Genomic DNA, 13,130 nt, shown 5'->3' on the forward strand with positions numbered 1-13,130 from the left:
ACCCCCTATCGCTGTTCGAATAGCTCGTCGCATTACCGTACTTCTAGGAGCAACTGCTGTGGTTTCAACGAGCGTGACCGCCGGGAAGGTGGCCGAGGTGGATCTGACCGGCCGGCGTGCATTGGTGACGGGCGGAGCGAGCGGCATCGGCCGGGCCTGCGCCCGGCGGCTGGCCGGCGCGGGCGCGGAGGTGGTGATCCTCGACGTCCGCGAGGAGGTGGCGCGCGAGGCCGCCGAAGAGATCGGCGGGCTGGCGCTGGCCGCCGACCTGACGGACCTGGCGGCCGTCGACGCGCTCGACTGCGGGGGCGTGGACATCCTGGTCAACAACGCCGGCTTCCAGCACGTCGCCCCGATCACCGAGTTCCCGCCGGAGATCTTCTCCGCGATCCTCAAGATCATGGTCGAGACGCCGTTCCGGCTGGCCAGGCGGACCCTGCCGGGGATGTACGAGCGCGGCTGGGGCCGGGTGATCAACATCTCTTCGGTGCACGGGCTGCGCGCCTCGCCGTACAAGGTCGCCTACGTCACGGCCAAGCACGCCCTGGAAGGGCTGTCCAAGGTGATAGCCCTGGAGGGGGCTCCGCACGGGGTCACCTCCAACTGCGTGAACCCCGCCTACGTGCGCACGCCGCTGGTCGAGGAGCAGATCGCCGACCAGGCCCGTGTCCACGACCTCGACCCCGACCAGGTCGTGGAGCAGATCATGCTGGCCCCTGCCGCGATCCGCCGGCTGATCGAGCCGGAGGAGGTCGCCGAGAGCGTCGCCTACCTCTGCTCGCCGCAGGCATCCATGATCACCGGAGCGTCGCTCACCATCGACGGCGGATGGACCGCGCGCTAGCGCCGCCCATAGCGCATCGGGGGATAAACCGTGATCAAGGGGACAATGAACCCCATGAGCTGCACCGTCTTTCTCGAACTGCTCGCCCGGGAGGCTCCGCCGGTCGAGTTCGAGGCCCCACTGGTCGAAGCCCGCGCCGCCGGAGCCGCCCCCGAGGTTCTCGCCGAGCTCGACCGTGCCAAGCTCGCCGCCCTGCGCGTGCGCGCCCTGCTGGAGCACCGCGCCCGCCGCGAGGCCGAGCTGTCGGCGCTGTTCGAGACCGCCGGCGACCTGGCCGGGCTCCGTGACGTGGGCGCCGTGCTGGAAGCCATCGTCCGGCGGGCCCGCAGGCTGCTGCACGCGGACATCTCCTACATGACGCTGCACGACGCCGACCGCGGCGACACCTACATGAGGGTCACCGACGGCTCGGTGTCGGCGGCCTTCCGCGCCCTGCGGCTGCCGATGGGCGCAGGGCTCGGCGGCCTGGTCGCCCAGACCGGCACGCCCTACACCAGCCCGGACTACTTCGCCGACGAGCGGTTTCGCCACCGCACCCACATCGACGTCGCCGTCAAGGAGGAGGCGCTGGTCGCCATCCTCGGGGTGCCGATGCGGCTGGGCGCCCAGATCATCGGCGTGCTGTTCGCCGCCAACCGCAGCGCCCGTCCCTTCGCGCAGGAGGAGGTGGCGCTGCTGGCCTCGCTCGCCGCGCACGCCGCCGTCGCCCTGGACAACGCCCGCCTGCTGGAGGAGACGCGTACGGCGCTCGGCGAGCTCAGCGCGGCCAACCGGCTCATCCAGGCGCGCAGCGCGGCCGTGGAGCGGGCGGCGCAGGCCCACGACCGCATGACCGGCCTGGTCGTCCGGGGCGGCGGGGTGGAGGACGTCGCGGCCGTCGTGACCGACATCCTCGGCGGCGCGCTCATGGTGCTCGACGCGGACGGGCGCAGGCTCGCGGCCGTCGGCTCCGTCGGCGACCTGGACGAGGCCGAGGTGGCGGGCGCCGCCGCCGCCTCCGGGGGCCTCGGCCGCACCGTGCAGCGCGGCGACCTGTGGGTGGCCTCGGTGGCCTCGGGAGCCGAGATCCTCGGCACGCTGGTCCTGCGCACCCCCGACGAGGTGTCCGGCGCCGACCAGCGGATCCTGGAGCGCGCCGCCCTGGTCACCGCACTGCTCCTGCTCTTCCGCCGCACCGCCGCCGCGGCCGAGGGCAGGGTGCGCGGAGAGCTCCTGGACGACCTCCTCACCGGCAGGGACGTCCACTCCGACGCCCTGTACGGCCGGGCGCGGCTGCTCGGGGTCGACCTCGACGCCCCGCACATCCTGGTCGTCGCCCGGCATCGCGCGGGGGACCCGGGGCCCCGGCAGCGCACGGCGTTCTGGGCCTCCTCCGACGCCGCCTCGCGGCACGGGCTGGTGGCCGCCCGGGGCGAGGAGACCATCCTGCTGCTGCCCGGCGTCAATCCGGGGGCGGCGGCCCAGCGGGTCGCCAAGGAGCTCGGCGGGTCCCTCGGGACGCCGGTCACGGCGGGGGCCGCGGGCCCGGTCCAGGGCCCGGCCGCCGTGGCGGGCGCCTACCGCGAGGCCCGGCGCTGCGCGGAGGCCATGCTCGCGCTCGGGCGCGCGGGGGAGGGGGCGGGCTGCGACGAGCTGGGGTTCGTCGGCCTGCTCATCGGCCAGGACCGGGACGTCGCCGGATTCCTGGAGTCGGCGCTCGGGCCCGTCCTCGCCTACGACCGGCGGCGCGGCACCACGCTCGTCCAGACCCTGGACACCTACTTCGCCGCCGGATCCAGCCTGTCGCGCACGGCCGAGCGGCTGCACATCCATGTCAACACCGTCACCCAGCGCCTCGACCGGGTCGGAAGGCTCCTCGGCGACGGCTGGCAGGCGCCGGACCGGGCCCTGGAGATCCACCTCGCCCTCCGCCTCAACCGCCTGCGCCCGCTGAACCGCCACGAACCCCCGAGCGAATGAGACGCATCTCACGTATCGCTGTCGCAATAAGTCGACGAGATTGCGCAATATTGCCGGAGTGTTAACCATCCACCGGTTGCTCCGGCCGGACGGGTCCGGCATGGCGCGGATGCCTTATGGCGGCGGGTGTTCCGCTCCCGCGGAGCTTTGTTCGGTCTCTAGCTGTGGTGATGCGCGGAGGCCGGGAGATCTCCCGGCCGGGGCTCTCCAGCGGGGCGCGACCGGCCTTCCCATAGCCGATGGCTATGGTGTCAGCGGCTTGCGTCGCTTTTTGCCGTATGCTTGCGGGCGTGACGCGTCGACTTGCGGAAGTTGCTAAGAAGGTCGGGGTCAGCGAGGCCACGGTCAGCCGGGTGCTGAACGGCAAGCCCGGGGTGTCCGACTCCACCCGCGCGGCCGTGCTGACCGCGCTGGACGTGCTGGGATACGAGCGGCCGACGCAGCTGAGAGGCGAGCGCGCCCGGCTGGTCGGCCTCGTGCTGCCCGATCTCGGCAACCCGATCTTCCCCGCCCTCGCGGAGGTGGTCGGAGGCGCCCTCGCGCAGCGCGGCTTCACCCCCGTGCTGTGCACGCGCACGGCCGGAGGGCTCTCCGAGGCCGACTACGTCGAGATGCTGCTGGAGCAGCAGGTCTCCGGGGTGGTCTTCGCCGGCGGGCACTACGCCGAGGCCGACGCGCCCCACGAGCACTACCACCGGTTCCTCGGGCTGGGGCTGCCCGTCGTCCTGGTCAACGCCGCGGCCGGCAGCCTCGACTTCCCGCGCGTGTCGACCGATGACGCGGTCGCGGTGGAGCAGGCGTTCAGCCACCTGATCTCGCTCGGCCACGAGCGCGTCGGCCTGGTGCTCGGCCCGGAGGACCACGTCCCCTCGCGGCGCAAGCTCAAGGCGTTCACCCTGGCGGCGCGGCGCGCGGGGCTGGAGATCGGCCCTGGCGCCGTCGAGCGCAGCCTGTTCTCCCTCGAAGGCGGCCAGGCCGTGGCCACGCGGCTCGTCCGCGAGGGCGTCACCGGCATCATCTGCGCGAGCGACCCCCTGGCCCTCGGCGCGATCCGCGCGGTGCGCCGCCTCGGCCTGTCGGTGCCGCAGGACGTCTCCGTCGTCGGCTTCGACGACTCCTCCTTCATGAACTGCACCAACCCGCCGCTGACCACGGTGCGCCAGCCCATCGAGGCGATCGGCCGCGCCGCGGTGACCCTGCTGGTCAACCAGATCGAGGGGGCTCCGCCGGCCGCCGAGGAGCTGCTCTTCGAGCCCGAGCTCGTCGTCCGCGGCTCCACCGCGCCGGCCAAGGTACGGGCGCTGGCGGCCTGAGGGCCGGTGGCGGGGCCCTCAGTCCTTGAGGCTCTGCTCGGCGAGCCGCTGGGTGAGGTGCTCGCGCATCTGCTGCGCGACCGGGGCGTCCATCTTGTCGGTCAGCGCGAGCGCCTGGGTCAGCGAGTCCTGCGCCGCCTCGCCGTCGCCCGCCGCCTGTTGCGCGTCGCCCAGCCTGATCAGCGTCCTGGCCTCCTGGAGCGGCATGTGCATCTGCCTGAACAAGGTGAGCGCCTGCTCCAGATGGATGACCGCCTGGGGCGCGTCGTCCCGGGTCTTGGCCAGCTCACCGAGGCCGAGCTGGACCCGTGCCTCCACGAGGTGCTCGCTGGAGGTGCTCGCCAGCATCAGCGAGCGTTGCAGCGCGCTCTCGGCCTCGGGGAGCTCCCGTCGCCGGAGCCGGGCGACGCCGAGCCCGTGCAGGGCGTACGCCTCTCCGGTGGGGTCGCCGATGTTGCGCACCACGTTGAGCGCCTCCTCGAACACCTCCACCGCCAGCGCCGGCTGGTCCGACTGGAGGTAGGTGTGGCCGATGCGGTGCAGCACCTGCGCCTCGACCCTCCTGCTGCCGCTCCGGCGGCTCAGCTCCAGTGCCTCTGAGAGCAGGCGCTGCGCGCCGGGCAGGTCGTCGAACTCCAGGCGGAGCTGGGCCAGGTTGTGCAGCACGTACGCCGAGGCGACCTGGTCCCCGTTGCTGCGGAAGATCTCCAGAGCCCGCCTGTAGTGGGCCTCGGCGTCGGCGAACCTCCCGCTCAGCCGGTCGAGGAACCCGATGTTGCGGATGACCAGGGCCGTCCCCTGGCTGTCACCGACCTCCTCGAACAGCTGGACCGCCGCCTCGAAGTCGCAGCGCGCGTCGCCGAACCGCTGCTCGGTGATGTAGAGCGAGCCCCGGGAGTAGAGCATCGCCGCCTGACCGCACCTGTCCTGCGCCTGCCGGGTGGCCGTCAGCGCGATCTGGTGGGTCTCGCGCCAGTCGTCGAGGTACACGCGCGACTCGAAGAGCGTCACCGAGCTGATCGCCAGGTCCCAGCACAGGTCGACGAACCCGGCCTGCGCCGCCTGGCGTATGCCGGACACGAGCATGGAGCGCTCGCGCTCGTACCACTGGAGGGGTGAGGCGACCAACTGGTCGACCAGCTTGGCCGGAAGCGGCCACCTGGGGGCCTGGCTGTGGATCTGGACGTAGTCTCCGCCGTACTCCCGGCGGTGCGCCGCCTCGGCGAGGAACAGCAGCCCGCCGAGGACGCGCGCCAGGGCCGCGTTGCGCTCGCCGGCGGTCTCCTCGGCCGCCAGGCGCTCCCGGGCGAACACGCGGATGAGGTCGTGGAAGCGGTACTGGCTGTGCACGCCGTACCCGACGCCCGTGGTCTCGATGAGCTGCGCGTCCGCCAGGTCGTCGAGCAGGTCCTGCGCGGTGACCAGGGGCTGGTCGAGCAGGGCCGCGCTGACCCAGGCGGAGAAGATCTGGGCGTCCAGGATCGTCAGGCGGCGGAACAGCCGCCGGGCGTCCTCACCGACGCTGTCGTAGGTCAGGGAGATGCTGGCGCGGATCCCCATCTCGCCGTGCTTGAGCTCGTCGAGCCTGCGGGTCTCGTCCTCCAGGCGGCTGACGAGCTGCTCGATGCTCCAGTGGGGACGGGCCGACAGGCGCGCCCCGGCGATGCGGAGCGCGAGCGGCAGGTGGCCGCACAGCTCGGACAGGGCCTCGGCGGCCTCGATCTCCGACTGCACCCGCTCGATCCCGGCGATGCGGGAGAGCAGGTTCACCGACTGGTCGGAGTCGAAGGTCCCCACGTCCACGTGGACGGCGCCCGCCAGCCCCGCGAGGCGGCTGCGGCTCGTGATGATGACCGCAGAGGACGGGTTTCCGGGGAGCAGGGGGAGCACCTGGCTCTCGCTGCCCGCGTCGTCGAGGACGATCAGCATCCTGCGGTCGGCGAGCATCGCGCGGTACATCTCGGCTCGTTCCTCAAGGCCGTCGGGTATCGCGGTGCCGGACACGCCGAGCACGCGCAGGAACCGCTCCAGCACCTGCATGGGGCTGGTGGGGCGGGACGCGGCGCCGTGCAGGTCGGCGAAGAGCTGGCCGTAGGGAAAGCGCTCGCCCACACTGTGGGAGGCGTGGATCGCGACGGTGGTCTTGCCGACGCCGGGCTTGCCGACGATCACGATGATGGGCACGGCGAACCGCGAGCGGTCCTCGGTGGCGAGCATCAGCCGCTGCCGGATGTCCTCGATCTGCTTGGCGCGGCCGGTGAAGTCGGCGATGTCGGTCGGCAGCATTCCCGGGATGCCGGGGACCGTCGGGGCCGGCTGGATCTCCACCTTCTCCGGCACCGGGGGCGCGGGCGGGTCGAGGCTCTCGTCGGAGGTGAGGATCGCGTGTTCGAGCTGCTGCAGCCGCTCGTTGGGCTCGATGCCCAGTTCCTCGATCATCGTGCGGCGGGCGTTGCGGTAGACCTGCAACGCCTCGGCCTGCCGTCCCGATCGGTACAGCGCCGTCATCAGCTGGCCGCGAAGCCGTTCACGCAGGGGGTACTCGTCGGTGAGCTCGGTCAGCTCGCCGACCAGCTCGTGGTGCCGGCCGAGGTCCAGCTCCAGCTGGATGCAGTCCTCGTTGGCGGTGACGCGGTTCTCGGTGAGCCTGCTCGCCGCCGACTGCACGAGCCTGCTGTCGATTCCGTCGAGGGCGGGCCCGCGCCACAGCGACAGCGCCTCGCGGTAGTGCTTGATCGCCTCGTTGACGTTGCGGGCCTCGCGGGCGTGCCGGGCCCGCAGGGTCAGGCTCTCGAAGCGCTGGGCGTCGATCTGGTCGGCGGCGACCCGGATCGCGTATCCGAGCGACTGGGTGGAGATGATGTCCGGGTTGCCGTGGGCGGCGAACAGGCGGCGGAGGGACGAGATGCAGATCTGCACCTGGGCGCGGGCCGTGGTGGGGGGCTCGTCGCCGTAGATGGCCTCCATGAGCCGGCCGATGGTGACGACCCGGTTCACGTCGAGCAGGAGGACCGCGAGCACGATCTGCTGTCGGATTCCCCCGAGATCCAGCCGGCGATCGCCCTCGGTCGCTTCGAGAGCTCCCAGAATCCCGAATTCCACCTGCATCTCCTCGCATGAAAAGCTCGCGGCCCGTTCCGGAAGTTCGCTCACCCTCCGATGCGAGAGGTACCAGGTGCGTGGTCCAGGAGATCCACCCCGTAGTAAACATCGGCATTGGCCGTCCGTGACACTGTGCGCAGATACTGTCGGGCGCGAGCTGGTCACATATGGCGATGTCACTTATGTCTGGATCGTACTACTATACGAGGTTCGGATCTATAGAGAGTGTGCGAATAATTTCTGAATCCGCATACTTATTTGCGCGTGCAACCATCTGAGGGTGCCGGGTCGGGATCCGAACTGTGATATGTCCCGGTATAGGGTAGTTTTCGGGGAGCTTGTCAGGGGCTCTGGTAAACCAGGTGACGTGTGGGAGAAGTGGTCCGGCGAGGCCGGATGCGGACACGGGAGCCGCGACGTGGCTCCGGACGGCTCAGCCCCAGGGAGTGTTGCCGCCGGCGGCCCTCAGCGTGGGCCGGGACGCTTTTGTGCCTGATGGGGACGCCGTGAGCGAGGGGAACCCCGCGCGGGCCGTGACCGCTGCGGGAAAGGCTCCGGCGCCGGCGATGGAGGCGGATAGGGAGCCCCGGCGGCAGTTGTGAGCGCTCATTTCGCTGACCTCTTCGTGGTGTCGCAGTGGAGTGTTTGTCAGCCGATCGGCTGGAACACCGTCAACGTAGAAAGCGCCACCATTCGGTTCTTATCGGATCTCTTCTCGCCTGGCATCTGTCCAGGTCACGACGCATATCGGCGATTTCTCATGTTTCGCCCAGATTGTCGGATGGGGGTCTTCGCCGGGGTGCCGGGAGGGGTGCGAAAGCGGTGTGACCTGCGGCGGGATGTCCCGGGGCGGCGTCGAGTGATAGCCGTGAATAGCCGGGCGAAAGTGAACCGATAGCGGCCTGCGGCACTCTGACGCGCAGGCCGGGACTGGCCGGTGCCACCGGCATCTTCCTGCCCCCGGATACGCATGCGCGTCGGGCCGGGGACGGCGGGCCGGGTGGACGACCTCTTCGCCGGGCTGCTCGCGCGCGCGTCGCGCGGACGGCGCCGGCGACCGGCGCGCCGGCCGCGATGGCGCTTGGAGCTGTCCGTCTTGGCGGGCCGGCAGATAGGTGTTCTTGACATGAGTATTACTGCGCAAGCGTTGGACGGCGTTTACGGCCGCTCGGCCGCCGGCGTGCGTGCGCGCCTGGAGCGGGACGCCCACGGCGGCTGGCAGGATCTGGCCGACGCGGAGACCGACAGCGAGGGCCGGATATGCGAATGGCGAGACAAGAAACTCGACCGCGGTCTTTATCGCATCAGGTTCGACAGCGACTACTACTTCGTCGGCCTGGGGCTGAGTGCGGCCTATCCGGAGATAATCGTGACTTTCCGAATGCAGGATGAGACCGACGCCTACCAGATTCAGGTGATGCTTTCCCCGTATTCGTATTCCACTCATTTCAGGATCGCGTGATCGACGGTATTCGAGCTGTGGCCCGTCCCGGCCTCCGTCGTCCCGAGCGAGGCGCGGCGCCCGGGGTGGTCCAGGCGGAGAAGGGAATCCGACAGTGACGACCCCCGGCATTCCGAGCGCGGCGGACACCGCGCACGCCCCGAAGGCGGGCAGGCCTCCGGCCGCCCGCTACCACCCGTCCACGCCCGTGGACCTCCCCGGCCGCCTCTGGCCGGACAGGACCATCGCCTCGGCTCCGCGCTGGGTCTCCACCGACCTGCGCGACGGCAACCAGTCGCTGGCCAACCCCATGACCCCCGACCGCAAGATGGCGATGTTCGACCTTCTTGTGCGCATGGGGTATCGGGAGATCGAGGTCGGGTTCCCGGTGGCGAGCCAGGACGACTTCGCGTTCGTGCGCAGGCTGATCGAGCGCGACCTGATCCCCGACGACGTGCGCGTCTCGGTCCTGGTGCAGGCGCGTGACGAGCTGATCAGGCGCACGGTGGAGAGCCTCGAAGGCGCCCCGCGCGCCACGATCCACCTGTACAACGCCACCTCGCCGCTGTTCCGGCGCGTGGTGTTCGGGATGAACCGCGACGAATGCAAGGACCTCGCGGTACAGGGAACCCGGCTGGTCATGAAATATGCGGACAAGTTGCTGAGCGGGTGTGACCTGGGTTTCGAGTATTCACCCGAGCTCTTCAACGACACGGAGCTCGATTTCTCCCTGGAGGTCTGCGAGGCCGTGATGGACGTCTGGCGGCCGGGGCCCGGGCGCGAGATCATCCTCAACTTCCCCACGACCGTCGAGCGCTCGCTGCCCAACGTGTTCGCCGACCAGATCGAGTGGCTGGACCGCAGCCTCTCCCGGCGGCGGCACGTCTGCCTGTCGATCCATCCCCACAACGACCGCGGCACGGGCGTCGCGTCGTCGGAGCTGGCCCTGCTGGCCGGGGCACAGCGCATCGAGGGCTGCCTGTTCGGCAACGGGGAGCGGGCCGGAAACGTCTGCCTGGTCACGCTCGGGCTCAACCTGCTGACCCACGGCGTCGACCCGGGCATCGACTTCTCCGACCTCGACGGGGTCCGCCGCACGGTGGAGTACTGCAACGAGATCCAGGTCCACCCCCGCCACCCGTACGGCGGCGACCTGGTCTACACCTCCTTCTCGGGCTCGCACCAGGACGCGATCAAGAAGGGCTTCGACGCCATGGAGAAGGCCGCGGGCGAGGCGGGGGTCCGGGCGGGAGAGCTCCCCTGGGAGATGCCGTACCTGCCGCTCGACCCCCGGGACGTCGGCCGCACGTACGAGGCGGTGGTCCGGATCAACAGCCAGTCGGGCAAGGGCGGCGTGGCGTACGTCATGAGCGCGCGGCACGGGATGAACCTGCCGCGCCCGTTGCAGGTCGACTTCGTCGGCGCGGTCCAGGAGATCGCCGACGCCGAGGGCGGGGAGATCACCCCCGACCGGGTCAAGCGGATCTTCGACCGGCGGTACGTGGAGTACCCCCTGCTCCCCATCCCGCTCGTCTTCACCGGCGAGCCCGTGACGGCCGAGCTCCACATCGACGGCGAGCGGTTCGACGTCGGCGGCGCGCGGTCGGACTCGGTCCGCGAGGTGCGGGGCGCGCTCGCGCGGTGGGGCGTGGACGTACGTGCCGTGCACCGCACCGCGTGTCCCCCCGCCGTGAGCCGGGAGGCCGAAGGGTGCGCGGTCGTCTACGCCGAGTGCCGGGTCGGCGGAGGCACGTTCTGGGGCGCGGGCGTCGACCGCGACGTGGAGGCGGCCTCGCTGTCGGCGGTGCGCTCGGCCGTCACCCGGGCCCGGCTCGACGCCGTGCCCGGCACCTCCCCGGCCGGGGCCGTGGCGCCCTCGCAGGTCGCGGCCGAGGCCGTGCCGGCCCAGGCGGGCAAGCCCGCCGACCACGGCGTGCCCGCGCCGCGTCCGTCCCGTCCGTCGATGGCCTCGCGGCGATAGCCGCGCGATAAGGGCTGGAAGGCGCCGAAGCCTAACGTGGCCATTGTTAGAAAAAACGGACAAGTACGGACAATCGGAAAGGCGCCACGATCATGCGGCGAGTTCGGCTGGGAAACGACGTGTTGTGCGCGATTCATTGGATCCGCTCACATCGTTGGTCCTCAAGGCTGTGCTTCTGATCCGCGGCGACATGTGAAATTCGTCGGGAAAAAGGGAGGCTCGTCATGAGCCTGATCGAACGACAGGAGGCACTTGCCTCCCTGGAGGGCCTACTCGCCAGCGCCATCATGGGAAAGGGCCGGGTCGCCCTGGTAAGCGGTACCGTCGCCACCGGTAAGAGCGAGTTGCTGCACAGCTTCGCCGAGCAGGCCGCCGAGCTGGGCGCGCTGCCCATCACGGCGACGGGCTCGCTCGCCGAGAGGGACCTGCCGCTCGGCGTCCTTGGCCAGCTCATCCAGGACGCCCCGCTGGTCCTTGAGGAGCGTGAGCGCGCCATGGCCCTGCTGCGGGAGGGCGCCCGCACCGTCACGTCGTCCGGTCCCGAGACCGACACCCTGAAGCAGGTCGACGCGCAGATCGTGCACGCCCTGTGCACCGTGCTGCTCGAACTGTCAGAGCGCTACCCCCTGATGATCGTGGTCGACGACGTGCACCACGCCGACCGGGCGTCGCTGCTCTGCCTGGCCTACCTGTCGCGCCGGGTGCGGTTCGCCTCCATCGTGGCGGTGTTCAGCCACTCCACCCACGGGCGCTACGCCGAGACCTCCTTCCCGACCGAGCTGCTCCGCCAGCCCCACTGCCGCCGCGTCCAGCTCGCCCCGCTGTCCCAGGCCGGGGTGATGAGCCTGGTGGCCGAGCAGCTCGGGACCCAGGGCGCCGAGCGGTTCGCCGGCGAGTGGTACGCGCTCAGCGGCGGCAACCCGCTGCTCGCCGCCGGGCTGGTGGAGGACTACCAGGCCGCCACACGGGCCGCGGGAGAGCCCCCCGCCGAGCTCGTCCCCGGGGACGGATACGGGCAGGCCGTCCTCGCCTGCCTGCACCGCGCCGACCCGAAGATGCTCCAGGTCGCGTGGGGGCTCGCGATCCTCGGTGAGCCCGGATCCCTCGACCAGCTCCTGGACGTCGGCCCCGACTTCGTGTCCCGCGAGCTCCAGGCCCTCTCCACCGCCGGGCTGCTCACCATGGGCCGCTTCCGCCACGAGGCGGCCCGCGCGGCCGTACTGGCCGAGCTCGACCCCGGCGAGCGGGGCACGCTGCACCGCCGCGCCGCGGAGCTGGCCTACGACAGCGGCGGCTCGACCACGGTGATCGCCGAGCACCTTCTCCACGCCGGGCGCGTCGACGACCGCTGGGCGGTCGACGTCCTGGAGGACGCCGCCCGGCACGCGCTGCGCGACGGCCGCGTCGAGGCCGCCGTGGACTACCTCCGCCTGGCCTGCCGGATCAGCACCGACGACCACCAGCGGGTGAGGATCACCACCGCGCTCATGCGCGCCGAGTGGCGGATCAACCCGAGCACGCCCACCGGCCACTTCCCCGAGCTGACCGACGCGCTCCACCGGGGGCAGCTGCGGGGCAGCGACGCGGTGGTGCTGGCCAAGGCCCTGATGTGGCACGGCCGGTTCGACGACGCGCAGGACGTGCTGAAGCACCTCAGCGAGTCGGGCGAGAAGCTGGACGCCGACACCGTGACCGAGCTCGTGGTCACCCGCCCCTGGCTGCGCTGCTCCTACACCCCGTTCCTCTCCCAGCTTCCCCAGGTGACCGGCGAGCAGTCCCGCGCCGCCATCCTGTCGGTGGCGGCCTACCGGCGCCTTGAGTCGGCGATCACGCTCGCCGCCGTGCTGACCAGGGGGCCACGCGACGAGATCGTGGCCGTGGTCGAGCGGATCCTGCGCAGCTCCCGCCTCGACGAGATGTCGATGGACACCGTGGAGAGCGCCCTGCTCGCCCTCACCTACGGCGGACGGCCCGACAAGGCGGCGCCGTGGTGCGACCTGTTCATCGACGAGGCCTCCTCCAGGCACGCCCCGAGCAGGCGGGCACGGCTGTCGGCGATCAGGGCCGAGATCGCGCTCCGCCAGGGCGACATGCTCGGCGCCGAGTTCCACGGCCGCCTCGCCCTGGACATCATCCCGCTGAGCGGCTGGGGCGTCGCCGTCGGCGGCCCGCTGTCCAGCCTCGTGATCGCCTCCACCGCCATGGGCAACCACGACGCCGTCAACGAGCTGCTCGACCAGCCCGTGCCGGACGCCATGTTCCAGACCCGGTGGGGACTGCACTACCTGCACGCCCGGGGCCGCTACAGCCTGGCCACCGACCACGCCCAGCTCGCGCTGCGGGACTTCCAGCGGTGCGGGGAGCTGATGGGCAGGTGGGACCTCGACGTGCCCTGGCTGATCCCGTGGCGGACCGAGGCGGCCGAGGCGTGCCTGCGGCTCGGACGGCCCGACCAGGCCCGCCGCCTGGTGGAGGAGCAGATCAGGCGCT

General features: G+C 71.2%; 7 protein-coding genes. 6 read left to right on the plus strand and 1 reads right to left on the minus strand.

Features of this window, described 5'->3' with window-relative positions; translation table 11 throughout:
* The first annotated feature begins 58 nt into the window (after positions 1-58).
* From AB0B89_RS12855 to AB0B89_RS12865, 3 genes are all read left to right on the plus strand, one after another.
* Entirely contained in the window at positions 59-844 is a 786-nt protein-coding gene (locus AB0B89_RS12855) for a 3-hydroxybutyrate dehydrogenase (protein ID WP_358551702.1), read from the plus strand.
* 54 nt (positions 845-898) lie between these two features.
* Positions 899-2,803 (plus strand): helix-turn-helix domain-containing protein, encoded by a 1,905-nt coding sequence (locus AB0B89_RS12860; RefSeq protein WP_358551704.1) that lies wholly within the window; start codon positions 899-901, stop codon positions 2,801-2,803.
* Between the two features lie 290 nt (positions 2,804-3,093).
* Positions 3,094-4,116: a LacI family DNA-binding transcriptional regulator gene (locus AB0B89_RS12865; protein WP_358551706.1), complete on the plus strand. Its 1,023-nt coding sequence runs from the start codon at positions 3,094-3,096 to the stop codon at positions 4,114-4,116.
* Between the two features lie 18 nt (positions 4,117-4,134).
* Here AB0B89_RS12865 and AB0B89_RS12870 read toward each other — a convergent pair whose 3' ends face one another.
* Positions 4,135-7,218, minus strand: coding sequence for a BTAD domain-containing putative transcriptional regulator (locus tag AB0B89_RS12870; protein WP_358551708.1), 3,084 nt, complete (start codon positions 7,216-7,218; stop codon positions 4,135-4,137).
* 1,000 nt (positions 7,219-8,218) lie between these two features.
* On the opposite strand from AB0B89_RS12870, the gene AB0B89_RS12875 reads away from it, so the two are divergent.
* From AB0B89_RS12875 to AB0B89_RS12885, 3 genes are all read left to right on the plus strand, one after another.
* Positions 8,219-8,680 carry a hydroxyisourate hydrolase gene (locus tag AB0B89_RS12875; RefSeq protein ID WP_358551710.1) on the plus strand — a complete coding sequence of 154 codons (462 nt, stop codon included), beginning with the start codon at positions 8,219-8,221 and terminating at the stop codon, positions 8,678-8,680.
* A gap of 109 nt (positions 8,681-8,789) precedes the next feature.
* Positions 8,790-10,640 (plus strand): 2-isopropylmalate synthase, encoded by a 1,851-nt coding sequence (leuA, locus tag AB0B89_RS12880; protein ID WP_358551714.1) that lies wholly within the window; start codon positions 8,790-8,792, stop codon positions 10,638-10,640.
* Positions 10,641-10,864: 224 nt separating this feature from the next.
* A partial coding sequence (locus AB0B89_RS12885; RefSeq protein WP_358551712.1) for an AAA family ATPase occupies positions 10,865-13,130 on the plus strand: 2,266 nt, incomplete at its 3' end.

The sequence above is a fragment of the Sphaerisporangium sp. NPDC049002 genome (genome assembly GCF_040649355.1).
Taxonomy (GTDB): domain Bacteria; phylum Actinomycetota; class Actinomycetes; order Streptosporangiales; family Streptosporangiaceae; genus Sphaerisporangium.

Excerpts from the sequence above, each read along its gene's own strand:
- AB0B89_RS12860 (WP_358551704.1), top strand. The coding sequence starts at position 899 with ATGAGCTGCACCGTCTTTCTCGAACTGCTCGCCCGGGAGGCTCCGCCG.